This window comes from Arundinibacter roseus, assembly GCF_004348825.1.
GTDB classification, from domain to species: Bacteria; Bacteroidota; Bacteroidia; order Cytophagales; family Spirosomataceae; genus Arundinibacter; species Arundinibacter roseus.
Window position 1 is genome coordinate 297144 of sequence record NZ_SMJU01000004.1, and the last position, 19458, is coordinate 316601.

At 42.7% G+C, this 19458-nt stretch carries 15 protein-coding genes; 7 read left to right on the forward strand and 8 right to left on the reverse strand.

Annotated elements, in window-relative coordinates:
- Nucleotides 1-22 precede the first annotated feature (22 nt).
- Nucleotides 23-2209, reverse strand: a complete 2187-nt coding sequence (locus tag EZE20_RS07810) for a glutamine synthetase III family protein (protein ID WP_132116229.1) — start codon at nt 2207-2209, stop codon at nt 23-25.
- 112 nt (nt 2210-2321) lie between these two features.
- Between EZE20_RS07810 and EZE20_RS07815 the strand changes: the two genes are divergently transcribed.
- Both EZE20_RS07815 and mtaB read left to right on the forward strand, forming a co-directional pair.
- Complete coding sequence (locus EZE20_RS07815) at nt 2322-4160, forward strand: LTA synthase family protein (RefSeq protein WP_132116231.1); 1839 nt, start codon at nt 2322-2324, stop codon at nt 4158-4160.
- Nucleotides 4161-4199: 39 nt separating this feature from the next.
- The gene (mtaB, locus tag EZE20_RS07820) at nt 4200-5528 is read left to right on the forward strand and encodes a tRNA (N(6)-L-threonylcarbamoyladenosine(37)-C(2))-methylthiotransferase MtaB (RefSeq protein WP_132116233.1); all 1329 of its coding nucleotides are present in this window, start codon (nt 4200-4202) and stop codon (nt 5526-5528) included.
- A 162-nt stretch (nt 5529-5690) separates the two neighbouring features.
- On the opposite strand, the gene EZE20_RS07825 is transcribed toward mtaB, so the two are convergent.
- The 3 genes from EZE20_RS07825 to EZE20_RS07835 all read right to left on the reverse strand — a co-directional run bounded on the left by EZE20_RS07825 (nt 5691) and on the right by EZE20_RS07835 (nt 9026).
- Nucleotides 5691-7019, reverse strand: coding sequence for an ammonium transporter (locus tag EZE20_RS07825; RefSeq protein WP_132116235.1), 1329 nt, complete (start codon nt 7017-7019; stop codon nt 5691-5693).
- A gap of 78 nt (nt 7020-7097) precedes the next feature.
- Nucleotides 7098-8315 carry a porin gene (locus EZE20_RS07830; protein WP_132116237.1) on the reverse strand — a complete coding sequence of 406 codons (1218 nt, stop codon included), beginning with the start codon at nt 8313-8315 and terminating at the stop codon, nt 7098-7100.
- A gap of 363 nt (nt 8316-8678) precedes the next feature.
- Nucleotides 8679-9026 carry a 4Fe-4S dicluster domain-containing protein gene (locus EZE20_RS07835; protein WP_132116239.1) on the reverse strand — a complete coding sequence of 116 codons (348 nt, stop codon included), beginning with the start codon at nt 9024-9026 and terminating at the stop codon, nt 8679-8681.
- Nucleotides 9027-9157: 131 nt separating this feature from the next.
- Here EZE20_RS07835 and EZE20_RS07840 point away from each other — a divergent pair, with 131 nt between their 5' ends.
- A complete protein-coding gene (locus tag EZE20_RS07840) occupies nt 9158-10177 on the forward strand; it encodes an acyl-CoA reductase (RefSeq protein ID WP_132116241.1) in 1020 nt (339 codons plus the stop codon).
- Between the two features lie 49 nt (nt 10178-10226).
- Here EZE20_RS07840 and EZE20_RS07845 read toward each other — a convergent pair whose 3' ends face one another.
- Together EZE20_RS07845 and EZE20_RS07850 are read right to left on the reverse strand one after the other, a co-directional pair.
- Nucleotides 10227-11951 (reverse strand): hypothetical protein, encoded by a 1725-nt coding sequence (locus EZE20_RS07845; protein WP_132116243.1) that lies wholly within the window; start codon nt 11949-11951, stop codon nt 10227-10229.
- A 316-nt stretch (nt 11952-12267) separates the two neighbouring features.
- The gene (locus EZE20_RS07850) at nt 12268-13080 is read right to left on the reverse strand and encodes an alpha/beta hydrolase (protein WP_228713634.1); all 813 of its coding nucleotides are present in this window, start codon (nt 13078-13080) and stop codon (nt 12268-12270) included.
- A 168-nt stretch (nt 13081-13248) separates the two neighbouring features.
- Here EZE20_RS07850 and EZE20_RS07855 point away from each other — a divergent pair, with 168 nt between their 5' ends.
- Nucleotides 13249-13956, forward strand: coding sequence for an esterase family protein (locus tag EZE20_RS07855; protein WP_132116245.1), 708 nt, complete (start codon nt 13249-13251; stop codon nt 13954-13956).
- A gap of 507 nt (nt 13957-14463) precedes the next feature.
- On the opposite strand, the gene EZE20_RS07860 is transcribed toward EZE20_RS07855, so the two are convergent.
- Both EZE20_RS07860 and EZE20_RS07870 read right to left on the reverse strand, forming a co-directional pair.
- A complete protein-coding gene (locus EZE20_RS07860) occupies nt 14464-15300 on the reverse strand; it encodes a tetratricopeptide repeat protein (RefSeq protein WP_132116247.1) in 837 nt (278 codons plus the stop codon).
- A 429-nt stretch (nt 15301-15729) separates the two neighbouring features.
- Nucleotides 15730-15969: a hypothetical protein gene (locus EZE20_RS07870; protein WP_132116249.1), complete on the reverse strand. Its 240-nt coding sequence runs from the start codon at nt 15967-15969 to the stop codon at nt 15730-15732.
- 406 nt (nt 15970-16375) lie between these two features.
- On the opposite strand from EZE20_RS07870, the gene EZE20_RS07875 reads away from it, so the two are divergent.
- The 3 genes from EZE20_RS07875 to EZE20_RS07885 are packed head-to-tail and all read left to right on the forward strand — an operon-like array spanning nt 16376 to nt 19423.
- The gene (locus tag EZE20_RS07875) at nt 16376-17422 is read left to right on the forward strand and encodes an ATP-grasp domain-containing protein (RefSeq protein ID WP_132116251.1); all 1047 of its coding nucleotides are present in this window, start codon (nt 16376-16378) and stop codon (nt 17420-17422) included.
- 13 nt (nt 17423-17435) lie between these two features.
- On the forward strand, nt 17436-18536 hold the full coding sequence (locus tag EZE20_RS07880; protein ID WP_132116253.1) for a carboxylate-amine ligase: 1101 nt from the start codon (nt 17436-17438) through the stop codon (nt 18534-18536).
- Between the two features lie 38 nt (nt 18537-18574).
- A complete protein-coding gene (locus tag EZE20_RS07885; protein WP_132116255.1) occupies nt 18575-19423 on the forward strand; it encodes a type 1 glutamine amidotransferase in 849 nt (282 codons plus the stop codon).
- Nucleotides 19424-19458: the final 35 nt, after the last annotated feature.

A 19458-nucleotide genomic window follows, 5' to 3' on the forward strand; every position in this document is an offset into this window, starting at 1 on the left:
GGCCGGGCATTCCGATTGGCGACTACCGGATAAATAGCATTTCGCGGTATTTGACCAATGGCCAATCCTCATCATCAATTACCAATTCAAGTTTGTCTACATGATACCTGATTTCCTCAAAGTATCCCTTTACGTCCAAACTGTACATTTTGGCCTTTTCGACCAAATCTTCCAAATTGTTGGCTACTTTACGACTTTCGGTCATTTCGTACACTAATTTCTTAATAATGATCACGTGCTCAGATATTTCCCGAATAATCTCTTTGATGGGTTCAGCTTCATTATTCATGTCCAAATCTGAGAGTGAACGGGCCGTTTGAGCAAGTTTAAACTGGTATTTTACAGCCGTGGAAACTATATGATTCAAAGCCAGGTCGCCCATCACACGAGATTCAATCTGGATTTTCTTGATGTAGTTTTCCAGTTCAATATCGTAACGTGCGTGCAACTCACGGGCATTCAGCACCTCCACACTTTCAAAAAGCCTGATCGTATCTTCATGCGTATATACTTTCAGCGCTTCATAGGTAGTTTTGATATTGGAAAGTCCACGCTTATTGGCTTCTTCTACCCATTCCTCCGAATATCCATTTCCTTCAAAAAGAATTTTCTTTGAATCGGTATAGTACTTTTTCAAAATTTCGACTACCGCAATTTTCTTTTCTTCTCCGCGGTTCAAACGTTCGTCTAGTTCTTTTTTGAAATCCATAAGTTGCCGGGCTACAATTGTATTGAGGACAATCATAGGCGAAGCGCTATTGGCATTTCCACCAACGGCCCGGTATTCAAATTTATTTCCGGTAAATGCAAAAGGCGACGTCCGGTTTCGGTCAGTATTGTCTCTAAACAAGTGCGGAATACGATTTATTCCCAGTTTATAGTAAAAATTCTCCCCTTTTTCGAGCGTTATTTCCCCGCTGCTGACGAGGTCTTCCAACATACGGGTTAACTGCGTTCCGAGAAAGACGGAGACAATGGCCGGCGGCGCTTCATTGGCACCCAACCGGTGTTCGTTACCCGACGACGCAATTGAAGCACGCAGCAAATCAGCGTTATCGTGCACGGCTTTAATGACATTTACCAAAAAGGTCAGAAACCGCAGATTCTCTTTGGGTTTTGTCGTAGGCGCAAGCAGGTTAATACCTGTATCAGTAGACATCGACCAGTTGTTGTGTTTGCCACTTCCGTTGATTCCGGCAAAAGGTTTTTCATGAAAAAGGACTTTAAAACTATGTTTTTCAGCCATTTTTTGCATCAAATCCATCAAGAGCGCATTATGATCAATCGCCAGATTGACTTCTTCAAACGTTGGTGCGCATTCAAACTGTCCGGGGGCAACTTCGTTGTGTCGGGTTCGGACAGGAATCCCTAGTTTTAATGCTTCAAACTCAAAGTCTACCATAAAGGCATTTACTCGGGGAGAAATTGAGCCAAAATAGTGATCTTCAAGCTGTTGGCCTCGCGCCGGTCCGTGTCCAAATACCGTACGGCCAGCCATCACCAAATCAGGTCGGGCATAATACAGCGCTTTGTCTACCAAAAAATACTCCTGCTCAATTCCCAGCGTAGGCGTTACTTTGGCTACATCCCGATTAAAATACTGGCATACGCTTGTAGCTGCTTTATCAAGCATGTTGAGTGCTCGCAACAGGGGCGCCTTGTAGTCTAATGCCTCACCGGTATAGGCGATAAATACTGATGGAACACACAAGGTTTTGCCACCGGCACCATTGTCCATCAAAAACGCGGGCGAACTTGGGTCCCAGCCGGTGTATCCGCGCGCTTCAAAAGTAGCGCGAATTCCGCCGCTTGGAAACGAAGAGGCATCGGGTTCTTGTTGTACCAATGCGCTGCCTTTAAACTTTTCAATAGCCTTGCCACTTGGAGTAAGGTCAAAGAAGGAATCGTGTTTTTCGGCGGTCGTACCTGTTAAGGGTTGAAACCAATGCGTATAATGGGTAGCGCCTCGTGAAATTGCCCAGGATTTCATGGCCGTTGCAACTTCTTCTGCTACTTCGCGGTCTATATTAGAACCGGCCCGAATGGCGTTTGAGATTTTAATATAAGCCTCCGGCGACAATAGCGTACGCATGGTATCTTCGTGAAACGTATTGGTTCCATAGAGTTCGGTGATTTTTTCAACGGGTGGAACGAGGGGAATAGGTTGCCGTTGCAGGGCAACTTCGATTGCTTTGGATCTGAATGTCATAAGAATACTGATAGAATAAATAGTTATTATTAGCTATAAGCCGTAAAGAGAATAAAATTAATTGTACGTATTTAAATTTTTACAATGAATTTTGTAGAAATACCAAACACCAATGATTCAGAGAGTAACTTTTGCCGGAATTCTGGGCCTGACCTGGATTCTTTTTTTTCAGTTTTGCCGCCTCATTTTCTTTTTTTATCAGACTAGTCACGGAGAAACATCAACTGTATCTATTTTAGCGGAAGCGGCATGGAGAGGTTTGCGAATGGATGTTTCGTTTGCCGCCTACTTGCTGGTGATTCCCGTTTTTCTTCTGTCTTTTACAGCGCAAAACTGGCGATGGTTTCAGACATTTTTTTGGGGCTATTCCATCCTCATTGCCGGTTTAATAGCTCTGCTTGTAACCAGCGATCTGGAAATTTTCCGTGCGTGGGGTTTTCGCATAGACACTACACCACTGCGCTATTTGGCAACTCCTCAGGAAGCTTACGCATCCATGAGCTCTTCTCCCCTGTTGTTTCTGGTGATAGTATTCCTGTTTTTAGGGTATTTAATTTACAAATTTTCAGTATTAGTTATAAATTATTTTCTTTCTGACTTTACAAAAACCCATCAACTGCTTACTCCCGTTGTCTTTTTACTACTGACAGGAAGTCTCATTATTCCCATTCGGGGCGGGTTGCAGCTTGCGCCGATGAATCAAAGTGCGGTCTATTTTTCCAACCAACCTTTTGCGAATCAATTGGCGGTTAACCCTGCCTGGAATTTTTTCAGTGCATTAGTCAATGACACAGGCCGCAAAGACAACCCTTTCGAAACTACCTCAAACGAGTACGCCACTGAGCTCATTTCTTCGCTTTTTCACCCAGTTAATAATTCATTTTCACTTCTCCGGCAGGATCGTCAGCCTACTAATGTACTACTAATTATTTGGGAAAGCTTTACGGCAAAGGCCGTCGGTTCGCTGGGAGGATTGCCCGACATTACCCCACAATTTGATTCACTCACGAAGGAAGGTTTACTTTTCAGTTCGATTTACGCAAGTGGCGACCGGTCCGACAAAGGTCTCGTGGCGCTTTTGAGTGGCTTTCCGGCACAGCCTATAACCTCTATTATAACCATTCCAACAAAAACGGCCTCTCTTCCATCATTGCCCAGGCAATTTAAGTCGGCCAACTATCAAACCTCGTTTTATTATGGCGGAGAAACCGAATTTGCCAATATTAAATCCTTTCTGCTGCAACAGGGTTTTGACCGAATTGTTGATAAAAAGGAATTCAATCCAGCCGACATGAATTCCAAGTGGGGAGCTCACGACCATGTGGTTTTTGAGCGTCTATTAAATGATCTTGATTCACAGAAAGCACCCTTTTTCTCAACTATTTTTACGCTTAGTAGTCATGAACCCTTTGAAGTGCCTGCGGCACAGGCAATTGCAGGAACCGATGTGGAACACAAATTTCTGAATTCATTACATTATACGGATGCTAGTTTGGGAGAATTTATCAGGAAGGCAAAAACCAAAAAATGGTGGCAAAATACCCTTGTTATCATCATTGCCGACCATGGCCATCCTTTACCAAAAAATAAAATCAGCAAGCATAGTCAATTTCATATCCCGATGCTGTGGCTAGGCGGCGCGTTGATTCCAAGCGGAGAAATTTGTGACTCCCTTGGTTCGCAAATTGACCTTGCGGCAACGGTTCTTGGACAATTACATCTAAGCACCAAGGACTTTCGGTGGAGTAATGACCTATTTCTGCCGGCTCGAACTCCTTTTGCCTACTATTCGTTCAACAATGGCTTTGGTTGGACCAATCCTGGCGGACATGTGGTGTTTGACAATATCGGGAAACGGGAAACTGAAAAAGAGGGTGTTTTAAGTGCTCATGATGTTAAACTTGGGCAGGCCTATCAGCAGTTGGTATTTGCTGATTTTTTGAACCGATGAATCCAATTCTGTACCTTTGTACATTAATTTATACTGATAATGAAAAGAGTAGCATTTTATACCCTTGGTTGCAAATTGAATTATTCGGAGACATCTTCTATTTCCAGGATGTTTGAGGAGAAAGGGTACCAAAAAGTTGAATTTAATCAGAAGCCGGATATTTTCATAATCAATACCTGCTCGGTTACAGATAATGCCGACAAAAAATGCCGTAAAATTGTTCGTGAAGCACAGGCTATTAATCCCGATGGATATGTTGCCATCATTGGTTGTTACGCGCAGCTCAAACCACGTGAAATTTCAGAGATTCCGGGAGTTGATGCAGTACTCGGTGCTGCCGAAAAATTCAGACTGGTAGAATTGCTTGATACCTTTCAAAAATCTCCCCAAAATGAACCCGCGCTCGTATTGGCTTCACCGATTGAGGACGCCTATGACTATCATACCTCTTACTCTCTCAACGATCGAACCCGTACTTTTTTGAAGGTGCAGGACGGCTGCGATTATCCCTGCTCCTACTGTACAATTCCACTGGCTCGGGGAAAAAGTCGGTCGGATAGTATTGCCAATGTAGTAGCCGCAGCGCATGAAATTGCGGCACGTGGTGTAAAAGAAATCGTGTTGACTGGCGTAAATATTGGAGATTTCGGAATTCAGCAGGGAATACGTAGTTCTACCTTTCTGGATTTGATTCGGGAATTGGATCAGGTAGAAGGAATTGAACGCTTTCGGATTTCATCCATTGAACCAAACTTGCTTACCGACGAAATCATTTCATTTGTAGCAAACTCCCGGCGATTTGTCCCTCATTTCCATATTCCGTTACAATCCGGCTCTAACACGATGTTAGGTTTGATGAAAAGGCGCTATAAGCGTGAATTATACCAAAATCGGGTTGAAAAAATCAAACAACTAATGCCCGATTGCTGCATTGGGGTAGATGTAATCGTGGGTCATCCCGGCGAAACTGAGGCCGAATTTCTGGATTCATTTCATTTTTTGAATGAACTTCCCGTTTCTTATTTGCACGTTTTTACCTATTCAGAGCGTGCCGATACACATGCTCTTTCGCTGCGTCCGGTGGTTCCCAAAAAAGTAAGAGCCGAGCGGTCGGGTATTTTGCATAGCCTTTCCGAAAAGAAAAAACGAGCTTTCTACGAAACCCAAACGGACTCATCCCACGTGGTACTATTTGAAAATGATGTAGAGGATGGTCACATGCAGGGTTTTACAGAAAACTATGTTCGGGTTATGGCCCGTTATGATCCGCTTTTAATCAATGAATTGAAGGCCGTTCGACTTACACAGATTTCGGCAAATGGGCTTTTTGAGGTGATTGATGAGGAAATTTTTGAACAATATGTCTGATTTATTTACTTCATCATTAAGAAGTTAAGAAAAGTTAAGTTTTTTCTCCTGCATCCAAAACACAAAGAAGTTGCCCACTAAAAGTGGCCAACTTCTTAAAGTACAACAAAACCACAGAACCACTGTGGTGTTGTTGTGGGTTTTGTATAGAAATTCGACTTATTAGGCTTCTACTAAAAACTCGTCATGTTGGCTGATATCAAGACCAACTTTCTCGTCTTCTTCTGATACACGCAAAGGCATGATGATGTCAGTAACTTTGAGCAATACGAAGGACATTCCGAAAGCAAATGCAGATACCAGAACAAGAGCGATCATGTGATTAAAGAACAAAGTTGTTTCGCCATAGGCTAAACCCTGATCTACAACTCCGCTGTTCACACCGCTGTTTGCGAAAACACCGGTCATAACCATACCGACCATACCACCTACACCGTGGCAAGGAAATACGTCAAGCGTATCGTCAAGCGTTGATTTTGTGCGAAGATGTGCAATATAATTACTTGTGATTGAAGCGATTACGCCAATAAAAATGGAAGCAGGAATTGTAACAAATCCGGCGGCGGGAGTAATAGCCACAAGACCTACAACGGCACCAATACAAAAACCTAGTGCTGAAACCTTCTTGCCTTTGGCTGCGTCAAACAAAATCCAGGCCAAACCTGCTGCACCAGCGGCGGTGTTGGTTGTGGCAAAAGCAGATACTGCCAATGCAGAAGCTCCTACTGCCGAACCGGCATTGAAACCAAACCAGCCAAACCATAGTAAACCTGTTCCCAATAATACAAAAGGAATGTTGGCAGGAGGCAAAACGCTTGCTTCCACGTGCGACTTGCGTCTTTTGAGGTACAAGGCACCCGCAAGAGCAGCCCAACCTGCGGACATGTGAACAACGGTACCGCCGGCAAAGTCAAGCACACCCATTTTGAACAATAAACCTTCGGGGTGCCAGGTCCAGTGGGCAAGTGGGGCATAAACGAAAACACTGAAAAGAATCATGAAAAGTACATACGAACGGAAGTTGATCCGCTCAGCCATTGAACCAGTTACGAGCGCCGGTGTAATGACCGCAAATTTCAATTGAAAAAATGCAAAAAGCGCCAGTGGAATAGTTGGAGCAAGCGACCAGGGCTGACCGTCCAGGACATTGCTGAACATAAAGTAGGACAACGGATTTCCGAATAAACCTCCAATGGAATCGCCAAAGGCCATACTAAAACCTACCGTAACCCATAATACACTGATCACACCCATGGCAATAAAGCTTTGGAGCATCGTCGAAATAACATTTTTATTATTGACCATACCGCCATAAAAATATGCCAGTCCGGGTGTCATAAGAAGCACCATTGCTGATGCAACGAGCATCCAGGCAATATCGCCCGAATCAAGGCCTTCCGTCACAATTTGAGTAGGAACGGATGGCAAAAAGATACCTAATAAGCTGATAGCTACCAGGATGGCCAATGGAATGTAACTAGGTTTTTGCATTTTTCAGGATGGTTTTGGTTGTACTTAGATTACTAGTTCAGAATTTATTGTTGTACACGTTTGGTATTGAATACTATATCAGAAAGAATAGATGAAAGCCATTCCCAGCGTTGTTTGGCTGTTCTTGGTAAAGCGTCCGTCCGAATCTTCAAACTGTTGCACTTCGGCAGAACCTGCGATTTTTGGGTAAGCATCGATACGAAGCTCAGGCTTCAACAAAATGTGACCATCAGCCAGGGTAAAATTACCTGTCAACGTGAATGAGTTGACGGTGGTACCTTGGTCCAAACGGTTCAACACTGCACGGGCACCATCTTTGTTGTTGAAGTTTTCAAAACGAGCACCCAGACCAAATCCATCCGTAATTGCTACGTTAGCATAAACAGCTGCACCAGCCCATGTTTTAGTTTCGGAAGGACCGCCTGCTCCCTGATAATCACCTTTTTGTGCGCCATAAGCTGCATTAAGACCCAAAAGGAATTTCTCAGTAATTTGGTAACTAGTGGTGATATCAAACATTCTGTAAAAAGCATCATCAGCCGGAACAGAGGGAACAGCTTCATTTGCTTCGTTGCTATTGATAAAGTTCAGGTATACGTTCCAGTTTTCAGCAGGAGCAAGAAACAATTGGCTGATAAAACCCTTCTTGCGGTTATTGTCCCCAAGTCCATCGACATTATTGACTAGTCCTACCATCAAAGAAGCGCGATCCGTGAAAGCATAGGTTGCTTTCAAACCTGTGTGATAAAATGGTCCGTTATTGAAAAGATTGGAAAGTGAGTAGTTAAAGTTAACCGGAGCGTCAATTACTTCGTAACCAATATGCGTACCAAACTGACCGGCGGTCATCGAAAACTTATCTGTAAAGTTGTAGGTAAAGTAGGCTTGCTTAATGGCAAGTGCCATGCTTGTGCTACCCAACGGTCCAATCGCATTGCCGTAGTTTCCTAAATCAGCATTTGGGCCAAAGGTAAGATCAACGACTGCTTCCGACTTGTCCGTTGCATACGTCATTTTGGTTTGAACCAAACCCAGCTGAAACTGACCCGCTACCTGATCAAACGCACGTGCATAGTAAGGTCCCTGGTTTGAACGTGAGGCAGGTTTGTTAAAGTTACCAATGTAATAGGAATCCAAATACCCGGAGAAAGTGAAGGGGCTTTTGGCATCGCCTTCTTCTGTTACCTCTGTTGTTTTCTTAACATCTTCTGTCTGAGGTGTTTTTTTCTCTTCATCCTTGGTAAAACCCAAAAATGGTACTAAAATAGATAATACTGTGAAATAAAACTTCTTCATAATTTTATTTTGTTTAGTTGGGTAAATGGTTAATCCTCAAATCACATGGCAAATATTAACTATTTATGATTATTTTCAAATACCACCCCTATACAAATAGCACTTTTCGGGTAATTTTCATAGAATAGTATAATTTTTCGTTTCTTTAAGACCATAAATCCGATAATTTTAAATAAATTTATTAATCTATATTATTCTGCATTTCTTCAATTTTGCCAAATATTCAGTAAAATTCTCATTTATCGGACATAGTCAATTATATGCATTAAATCATAAATATGGTTTAGCACAAAAAATATAGGGCACAAAAAAATGGCTTACTTTCGTAAGCCATTTTTTTACTATCTATGTAGGTAGAAGCTATTACTCAGCGTGTAGCCAGGATTTTTTGGCGAGCAACGTTTCATTGTCTTCTTCGTGTTCAGGATCGGGAACACAACAGTCTACCGGACACACGGCAGCGCACTGTGGTTCTTCATGGAATCCTACGCACTCGGTACACTTATCGGATACTATATAGTAGAATTCATCTGAAACAGGAATTTGTTTTTCTTTGCCACTCACTATTGTGCCATCGCCAAAGTCTACTTCGTCCAGGCTTGTACCATCGCCCCAGGCCCATTCTACACCACCTTCGTAAATCGCTGTATTGGGGCATTCAGGTTCGCAGGCACCACAGTTTATGCATTCATCAGTGATAATTATAGCCATGCTCGTCGGATTGTTTATATTTGTTCCACAGTAACTAATACGGAATAACAAATATAACTATTTATAGTTTCACAACAATTAGAATAATTAGAATTAACCTTTCACCTAGTACTTTCCCGATAATTTTTAGAATGATACCCAGAAAAAAAAGAATTGATGCGTTTGTAAATTTGGGCAACTATCTAAAAGACCCTATACATTCGATAGAGTTAGAGGGGATAGCCGCTCAGGCACGCAATATAAATTCCTGGTTTATTCCGGAAAATGTGCGATTGGCCGTGCAAAAGATTAGCGAACAACTTCTTGCAGGGTCCGCGCTTCTATCTTTTCTTGATACCTATGAGGAAGTTTCCGAATCAAAGAAAATTGGCGTTGTTATGGCCGGAAATATCCCGGCGGTGGGTTTTCACGATGCGCTGTGCGTATTGCTGAGCGGGCATCATCTGCTTGCCAAAGTTAGTAGCGACGATGCGCCGCTGATGATGTACCTTCTGGAAACGCTTTTAAGAATTGAACCTGAGTTTGTAAACTACCTATCGGTCGTTCAAAAAATCAATGTTGCGGATGCGTATATTGCTACGGGTAGCGACAATTCTTCCCGTTATTTTGATTACTATTTTTCCGCAAAGCCACACATCATCCGCAAAAATCGTACGTCTGTCGCCATACTTACAGGTGATGAATCAGGTGAAGAACTGGAAGCCCTGGGCGATGATATTCTGCATTATTTTGGATTGGGCTGCCGCAATGTTTCCAAAGTATACGTGCCGGAAAATTATAACTTTTCGCCTTTTTTTGATGCGCAGGCTTCGAAGATGGAGAAGTATCAGTACCACCACAAGTATTTCAACAATTACGAATACAACAAATCCATTTTGCTCGTTAATCGGGTGCCTCATCTCGATAACGGCTTTCTGATCGTGAATGAAAATCAGGCGTTAGTTTCGCCATTGAGTGTATTGTATTTTGAAACGTATAGCTCAGACGAACAACTTTCGGAGGAACTTGGCAGTCATTCTGAAAAAATACAGTGCATCGTAGGTCCCTCAAAATCTACTTTGGCAACGGTACCTTTTGGGAAAGCGCAATCGCCGGGCATTGCAGATTATGCCGATGGCGTGGATACAATGGCTTTTTTGAGAAGTTTTTAAAAATCTACTGCCGGATAGTTGGTATCCGGCAGTAGATTTTTTTGATCATTCAATGTCTCCAGCTTCGCAAGTCCGCACCAACGGGGGCTGATTTTTCAAGGCGTTCGAGTATTTTGGGCAAATACATCCAATTATAGCGCAATCTCGTGATATGGTTTGGCTGCGTCGGATCGCCGTTCCAGCAGTGCTCCGCCCGGTCACCATAGGCTACTTCACCGTAGTAATGCGGAGCCTCCGTTTTTTTTAGAAAATCTTCCATGAGATACACCGCATTATTCAAATAGTAGTTGTCCATATCACCGCAATAAATATGGATTTTTCCGGTAAGTTTCGGACCAAGCGTTTTCCAGTCACGTTTCAGAATGTGCATTAAATCATAGTTTTCCTTCCAGTACTGCGCCACCGAAGGGTCAATTTCCCCGCTTAGTTTATCCCAAATGGGCTTAGGATAGCCATCTTGTCCGACGGGAGAATAAACCGCCTGCCAAATATCCCACTGATCGCCGGAACGGCCTTTACTTCCCAAAACCAGTTCCCGGTTGTTCATATCCTGCAAGGTACAGAGCATTTGACCCAGATAATTTCGCTTTCCGGGACGAGGCGTTTGTTTGAAAGGACCGTCCCAGTAGTACGCATTCTTATCTTTATATAGGTTAACCATTGTGTAAGCCTCAAACGTGATGGGGTCGGGACAGGCCGCAAAGCATCCGTTGAACTCGTCAGGATAAAAAACCTGAGCTGCCAAAGCTTCCCAACCGCCTGTGGAACCGCCGTAGGTAAAACGGGCCCACCCTTGCCCAATGCCTCGGTATTGGCGCTCGATTTCCGGCAAAAGTTCATACATAATGGCATCACCGTACGGCCCCAAATTAGCTGAATTGACCGCGTACGAATCGTCATAAAAGGGGTTGGCGTGCTGAATTTCTACGACCAAATAGCGTGGAAAATCGGGACTTGTCCATTTTTTGTAAAAGTCATAGGCTTCCTGAGCCACAATTTTGGAATACCCATAAATCCCGAACCGCTCACTGTACGCCGACGTGTCCATGTCCGCAGGAGGAGGCGTTTCACTAAACCCGGCGAAACTTTCAGGAAAGTGTCCGTGAAAAAGCGCCAACGGGTAGCGCGCCTCGGGATGTTCATCGAAACCATGCGGAATGAGCACCCACGCAGCCAAATGCATGTCGCGTCCCCAAAATTCGCTGAGTTTTTTTGATTTGATCTTTACGTATTTGATGTACTTGGTCTGTTTGCTGGCAGGATCTTCCAAATCGGGATTTACGAGGTCGAGCGTCAGCAGCTGCGATTTTTTGGAAGCCGGATCAAAGTAAATTTTCTTTGGAACACTGTACAGGTTTCCGGGAGCCGAGCGCCAATTTTGCCCTTCTCCCCGATCCATCGGCAGCTTGACCGTATGGCCATCGGCCCGTTTGAAGGTTTCATAGCGGTGAAAAAGTGCTTGTACAACATATTCTCCGGCAGGAATTTCGCTCATTTTTACTTTGGGATATCCTCGTGAAAGTTTATCAAACGCGACCTTTTGTCCGGCCTTTTTACCTTCCACATCCATCCCGAACATTTGCTGCGTATCGACTTCATCCTTAATCAGGTAGCGAGGCTCTGTACCTTCTTTGGTCGAAAGGAAAAGCAGCATTCGTCCGTCCAAATCGCCCTCGGTGGTTGGAGAAAACTGAATTTCAAAAGAGCCGACAGATTGCGCCTGCGCTGCCACCGCTACCACGAGCCATAGCAAACAAGTCAGAAGTTTGTTCATTTGTTTATCAAGTTTAGGTTAAGAAAATGGTTTAAATCGCTGTCAATTAGCTGTTAGCATTCAGGTTATTAGCGGGATGCCGTCAGGCTATTTGTTTTTTTTATTTATTTGATAATCAATATATTACATTTTACTTATTTAAATCAATAGTAAAAAAAATTTCATAGATATAGCCTAGGAGAGGCAACCTGTTTGTAGGAAACTTTTCAATAACTGCATACTAGCTCCGTAAGGAGCGGCCCAATTGTACTGAATTGGGGCTATTCCTGAAAGAACTCTGCCGGATAAGTTTTCTCATTCAGAACTATTTTTAACTTTATTCAATCGCCTCCTGCGTCCAATGCAGGAAATCCGGAAAAACCGTGGCCCATGTAGAAGGTGCATGCACACCATTTTTAACTTCAAGATACTGCACATTTTTGCCCCACTGATACCCTTTTCGTTCAATTTCGGCAATCAAATCCAGCGTATCCGCAATAGAATCAATCACGCCATCGCCGTCCCGGTCATCTTCCTCGTCCTGCGTGCCAACCTGAAACCAAAACGAAGAATCAGGTATTTGTTTGGTTGATCGAATCAATGCGTGCATAATTCGGTCGCTATCCTCGTAGCCATGATCCAGCGCTTTTTGTCGCCACCAAAACGAACCTGAAAAAACGCCGGCTTTTGAAAAATAGTCGGGGTGATTCCAGGCAATATCCAGAGCCATCAGTCCGCTGAGCGAAAAACCTCCAATTGACCAATCGGCACGATTGCTACTGAGCGGAAATTTTGATTTTAAATACACAATCAATTCATTCAGAACAAATTGTGTAGTTTGTGAGGCCCGGTCGCCCCGATTGGCATAATCGGCCTGAGCGGCCACACCATATTCATAAATACGGTTTTCGTTTGCATGAATGCCCACGAGCAGGCAATTTTTGCTGAGCCTCGATGCCAGCGAATGAGTCGCCTGTGAGGCATGCAGGGCCGGAAAATCCTGTCCATCAAACACAAGAATTACTGACCACGGCCTGGAAGTTTTAACTTCCATGGGTTCCGTAATCAGCATGCTGAGCTCCACAGAGCGCTGCAAATGTTGCGAAAAAATAAATTCTTTTTTTAGTTGAGAAAATACAGGAGTTGTCACAAATGTCAGGTGGAGAGCTTGAAATGAAAAAATTGGTTAAGCGATTGTTAATTTCTGCAAGGAAGTAAAAAAGTTGATTCAACGGCGAACTAAATTTCACAAACAAGGCTAAGAATTCTAACATTTCAATAGATTTGTGAAAATACTGTACCCAAATCCTCTATCGTTTTGCAGGAAAATCACATCAGCTACTACTCCCACGCGCTGGGCCGTTCCATCGATTTACTCGTGTATGGACACTGGGGCTACCCCATTTTGCTTTTTCCCACCACGTTGGGCCGTCACTATCAGGCCAAAGACATGGGCCTCATCGACTCGGTCCGGGGATTGGTCGACGCCGGAAAGGTGAAGATTTACTGCGTGGATAGCATCGATGCCGACTCCTGGTACGGGCGACACCTGCCTTCTCACATCAAGGTGGCCAATCACGCATTGTACGATTCTTTTTTGCAGCATGAACTCGTACCGTTTATTCAGCAACAATGTTCCGTTGATAAAATCGGCGTGGCTGGTTGCAGCTTTGGCGGGTATCATGCGTTCAACTTCGCCTTTCGTCATCCCGAACTAGTCGCCTACCTCATCAGCATGAGCGGAGCGTTTGACATCCGGAGTTTTTTGCACGGCCACTACGACGAGCAGGTATATTTCAACAATCCCGTTGATTTTGTGGCTCAGGAACAAGGCTGGCGCTACGGCCACATGAAGATTATTCTGGGCACCTCGGAATGGGATATTTGCCTGGCGGACAATCAGCGAATGTCGGAAATTCTCCATCAAAAAGGCATCGGACATTGGCTGGATGTGCGTGGCTGGGAAAAACACGATTGGCCGCTATGGAACGCTATGTTTCCGCAGTACTTGTCGAGCATGTTTTGATTTTTTAATTTGTTGACTTAAATAAATTTATTCAGTGAAAATCACGGGTAAGGCTGGTAATCTATCTATAAGATTTTTAAAATACTTCATGAGTATCAGGTGCGGCAACACACGGAAAATTTGAATTACTGCCTGCCATTTCTGAATCCAAAACTTCATTAGGAACCCTATCTGCGGTCCTGCTTTCATTTTTCTACTCAACGTACCGTTTACAGCTATTGCCGATTCTATGGATTGGTATGAGGCTGTTTTTGGTGATAAATTAATTCGTGGATAAACTCATTCACCATTGCTTGTCAGGCGGAGTCGAGCGGATTGCGACCTGGTCGAAGCTCAATAATGTTTTTACAAGCTTATGTTATTTTCAATAAAAATACTGATTATCAATAAATTAAAACAAGAAAAACCTAATCATTAATCAACTGACCTTCTTAAATAAACCCGTAAGCAAAAGAAAATTCAAATTCAAAACAGAGTATCGAATAGCAAACTTAAAATATTTTTTTTCTATTGACAATGCTTTTCAAACGATTCTTTTGCTTCTTTACTTTCCAGTTTAGCTGCTATTTCCCAATCCTGGCATGCGCCACTCTTATCAGATAATTCAAACTTGGCATTTCCTCTATTATTATATGCGAATGTAAAAGTACTATCTAATTCCAATGCTTTATTTAGATCAATTATGGCAGCCAAATAATCTCCTTTATTTATTTTTGTAAAACCTCGATTATTCAAGGCGATAATATTCTTTGGATCTAGATTTATCGCAGCGCTATAATCTTTTATTGCACCCTCAAAGTCTTTAAGTAAATCCTTATTAAAACCTCTTGATAAATAGGCTTGTATATACTTAGAATTTAATTGAATAATTTTCGTATAATCCTCATTTGATTTTAAATAGTCATTAATGCTAGCATTAATAAATCCTCTTATTCGAAACAATTCAACATTTTTGGGGTCAAGCTTTATAGCTGTATCAATATCAGAGAATGCACCAATAGTATCTTTCAACATTAATTTGGTAAGTGCACGATTCATAAACCCCTCAACTACGTACATATCAATAATTAAGACAGTATTAAAATCATTCAAGGCGTTTTGATAATCATTGAGATTATACCAAGACCTACCTCTTAGCAAAAGAGTATTTACATCATTTGGCAAAAAAATAAGCACATTATTAAACTCTTCTATTGCTGATTCATAGTCTTCAAACTTAAATAGTCTTATACCCCGATCATAGTGTTTATCTATATTAGTATAAATAGTTCTATTTTTTTGGCTAAGAGCAGGATATGCTAATAGAACGAATAGAAATATTGAAGTAAAAAAATACTTTTTCATAAATAATTTTATTTTTTTCTTTATGATTAAAAATATAAACAATCTTAAAGGCAAAAGTATTCTCAACTTTTGTTTTATCTAATTTATAAAAATATTTATTATTTTTATATTATGTTTAAATAATCATCAAAATAGATAAAAAAATAATTAATATACATTACAAAATAACTCTTGATGGCTGAGTAACATTGGAAATGTTAGTGAATCAAATACATGAATACAATATTTAAACCGCTACATTTTATAATCCTGCACTATCGATGCGTTAAGTTATTTATGAGTGAATAAATGATAAATCATTTACATACCTAGCTTTGCGGAATTATAACCCTTTGATACAATCGATTTTACTTCGATATGATGGTCGAATTACCTAAACTAATTTTTATACCAGCCCACACATGTATAAACAAAAGAATTTTATTTCCACTAAACTGCCAAAAATTCGGTCATCGTTCGAAGTTGTACTTTACCCTCACGATGAAGTTCAGCATCTTGCAGACCTTCTTTTATTTTTTCCTTTAAATCATCTTTTGACAAGGCAGGATCATCATCCAGAAGCATTGACGCCAACATTAACCTGTCTTTTTGGGGTAGTTGTCGAACTAATTCAACCAACTGACTAAGTGTGAGTTGAATGTTTGTATTAAAATTTAGCGTAGATTCCATAGGTATTTAAAGTACGTTTTTTTTACCAGGATAAACCTCTTACAAAAATACTTCTTTTGCATTAAAATGCGATAGAACTGATGGTCTTCCCCAATCCTTCGTCCGCGCTTTTCCTGTGGCCGTAATCTCCTCAGCACTTCATACAGAAAACTTTCACCTAAAAAAATGAAAACGTCCCGAAACAATTTCGGGCAAGTGCCCACCTTTCGCAGCTATACAATCCATGTCAGCACACAGACGGACGAATAGGAACATTTCCTAACCATGAAAAAAAACGCACTCGTCAGGGCCTGTGTGGTTAATTTTAATTTATTTTACACCAAAAATCCTATCTTGCAAATCAGGTCGGGTCAACTAGCGGGTCCGTTCAAGCCTAACCATAACAATCAGCAAAACAATGTTACCAATGAAAAAAATCGGCATCCTCCATGGCATGGAAAACACCTTTCCACAGGCCTTTATTGATCGTGTCAATAGTAAAAATATTCCCGGCATCATGGCCGAAGCGGTTTCCATCGACAAGGTTGTGCAGGCGGCGCCAACGGACTACGCGGTGATCATCGACCGGATTTCACAAGATGTGCCCTTCTACCGGGCGTATCTCAAAAATGCCGCTTTGTGTGGTACTGCTGTCATTAATAACCCTTTTTGGTGGAGTGCCGACGAAAAGTTTTTCAATAACTGTTTGGCAGAAATGGTAGGCGTGCCCGTGCCCAAAACCGTGTTGCTGCCTTCCAAAGAACGCCCAACGGACACGTCCGAAACCTCTTTTCGGAATCTCAAATTCCCGTTAGCCTGGGACGAAATGTTTGAGTATATCGGGTTTCCTGCCTACATGAAACCGCATTCGGGTGGTGGCTGGAAAAGTGTGTATAAGGTAAACGACGCCGAAGATCTTTGGACCAAGCACGACGAAACGGAGCAATTGGTGATGATGTTGCAGGAAGAAATTGTCTTTGACGACTATTTCCGCTGCTATTGCATTGGTCAAAAAGACGTTCGGATTATGCCTTACGAGCCCCGCAACCCACATCATCTGCGCTACGCCTCCGAAATGAAAGCAACCGGACCTGCCGCCAAAAAATTGCTGGAAACGATTCATGACTATACCATGCGGCTGAACAATGCGCTAGGTTATGATTTTAATACGGTTGAATTTGCCGTACGGGACGGTATTCCCATCGCCATCGATTTTTGCAATCCGGCTCCTGATGCTGACGTGTATTCGGTTGGCAAAGAAAATTTTGAGTGGGTGGTAGAAACAGCGGCGAATATGGCTATCGAACGGGCACAAAACCAGCAAATGGGCAAAAACAACCTGACGTGGGGATCGTTTGTACGCACATCGGCCATGAATTTGCCTTTGGGGAATCTGAGCAAAGGACCGGTTGAGAAAACCGAAAAGAAAGCGGCTGCGCCCAAAACTACCAAAAAGAAAGAACCAAAATCGTAACCTGCCGATCCTCATGCGCACCTTCACCTTAGGTATTGAAGAAGAGTTTCAAACCATCGACCCCGTTACCCGGAACCTACGCTCCCACATGTCGAAGCTTGTGGAGGGAGGTAAAATAACCCTCAAAGAGCGTGTTAAAGCAGAAATGCATCAGGCAGTGGTGGAGGTTGGCACCAACATTTGCCATAATATTCAGGAAGCGCGCGAAGAAGTAACCTACCTGCGCAAAATGATTCTGGATTTGGCAGCCGAGCAAAACCTGCAGGTGGCTGCTGCCGGAACGCACCCATTTGCCGATTGGGTAGATCAGCTCATTACGGAAGATCCGCGCTACGATGAACTCATCGACGAAATGCGGGACGTTGCGCGAGGAAATTTGATTTTTGGACTACATGTACATGTCGGAATCGAAACCCGCAACGAGGGAATTCAGATCATGAATGCGGTTCGCTATTTTTTGCCGCATATTTATGCGCTTTCGACCAATTCTCCGTTTTGGTGCGGACGCAATACCGGCTTCAAATCGTATCGTTCCAAGGTTTTTGATAAATTCCCCCGCACAGGCATTCCCGATTTTTTTGCGAGCTCCAACGAATACGACGAGTATATTAACCTGCTGGTAAAAACCAAGTGCATCGACAACGGTAAGAAAATTTGGTGGGACATTCGCCTGCATCCTTTTTTCAATACCATCGAATTTCGGATTTGCGACGTACCAATGCGCACGGACGAAACGATTTGTTTGGCAGCAATTATGCAGGCTTTGGTAGCTAAAATACATAAACTACAACAGCAAAATCTGAATTTCCGCCCCTATCGGCGCATTTTGATCAATGAGAACAAATGGCGCGCGGCTCGTTTTGGCATCCAAAGCAAATTGATTGATTTTGGAAAGCAGGAAGAAGTGGAGTTTAAACAACTAATGGATGAGTTGCTAGAATTTATTGATGATGTTCTTGATGAACTCGGCAGCCGAAAAGAGGTAGAGTACGTTCACAAAATTCTGGAAATGGGCTCCGGTGCAGACCGCCAATTGGCTGTTTTTGAAGCAACTAACGACATGAATGCCGTTGTAGATTATATCGTTTCTGAAACTAAGCTTGGCATAATATAGTTCTCTCCTATCAAGCTTTCAGATTTATACCTACTTCAATGGATCAATTACCTACCTTGCGCATTGCCATTCTCGACCTCTATAACGGGGTCGAGAATGAAGGCATGCGCTGTATAAAAAAAATAGTACACGAATTTGAGTCTCAGGAAAATTTCTCCGTCAATTGCCAGATTTTCGATGTGCGTCAACTGGCCGAAGTCCCCGATTTATCATTCGATATTTATATTTCGACCGGCGGTCCCGGCAGCCCAAAGCCCGAAGGCCACGCCTGGGAAAGAAAGTATTTCCGTTTTCTGGACTCCCTTTGGAAATACAACAAGGATCATCACAACCGGGTCAAAAAACATTTGTTTTTGATCTGTCATTCATTTCAGCTTGCCTGCGTTCACTGGCAAATCGGGTTGGTCGGCAAACGTCGCTCCAACTCTTTTGGTACTTTCCCAATTCATCAAACCCACTTTGCCGAGAACGAACCGCTTTTTAAAGGTTTGGAAGATCCTTTTTGGGCCGTAGATTCTCGTGATTATCAGGTCATTGAACCAAACAATCACGTTTTGGAGCATTTGGGAGCCAAGATTGTTTGTCTCGAAAAAATCCGTCCGCACGTACCTCTCGACCGCGCAGTGATGGGTATCCGTTTTTCCAATGAGATTTTTGGTACGCAGTTTCACCCCGAAGCCGATGCTGAGGGAATGTTGCGGTATTTTTTGAAGGATGAAAAAAAGCAGGCAATTATCAAGAATCATGGCGAAGCCAAATACTACGATATGATTGAGCACCTGAACGATCCGGATAAGATTCTGCTTACTGAAAAAACTATTTTACCCACGTTCCTCAAAATTGCCAGTCAACGAATTTACAGCGCGTCTCAGTCTGCGGTTTTTTAGAAATCAGCACCGATAGTAATCCTGAATAAGTGTAG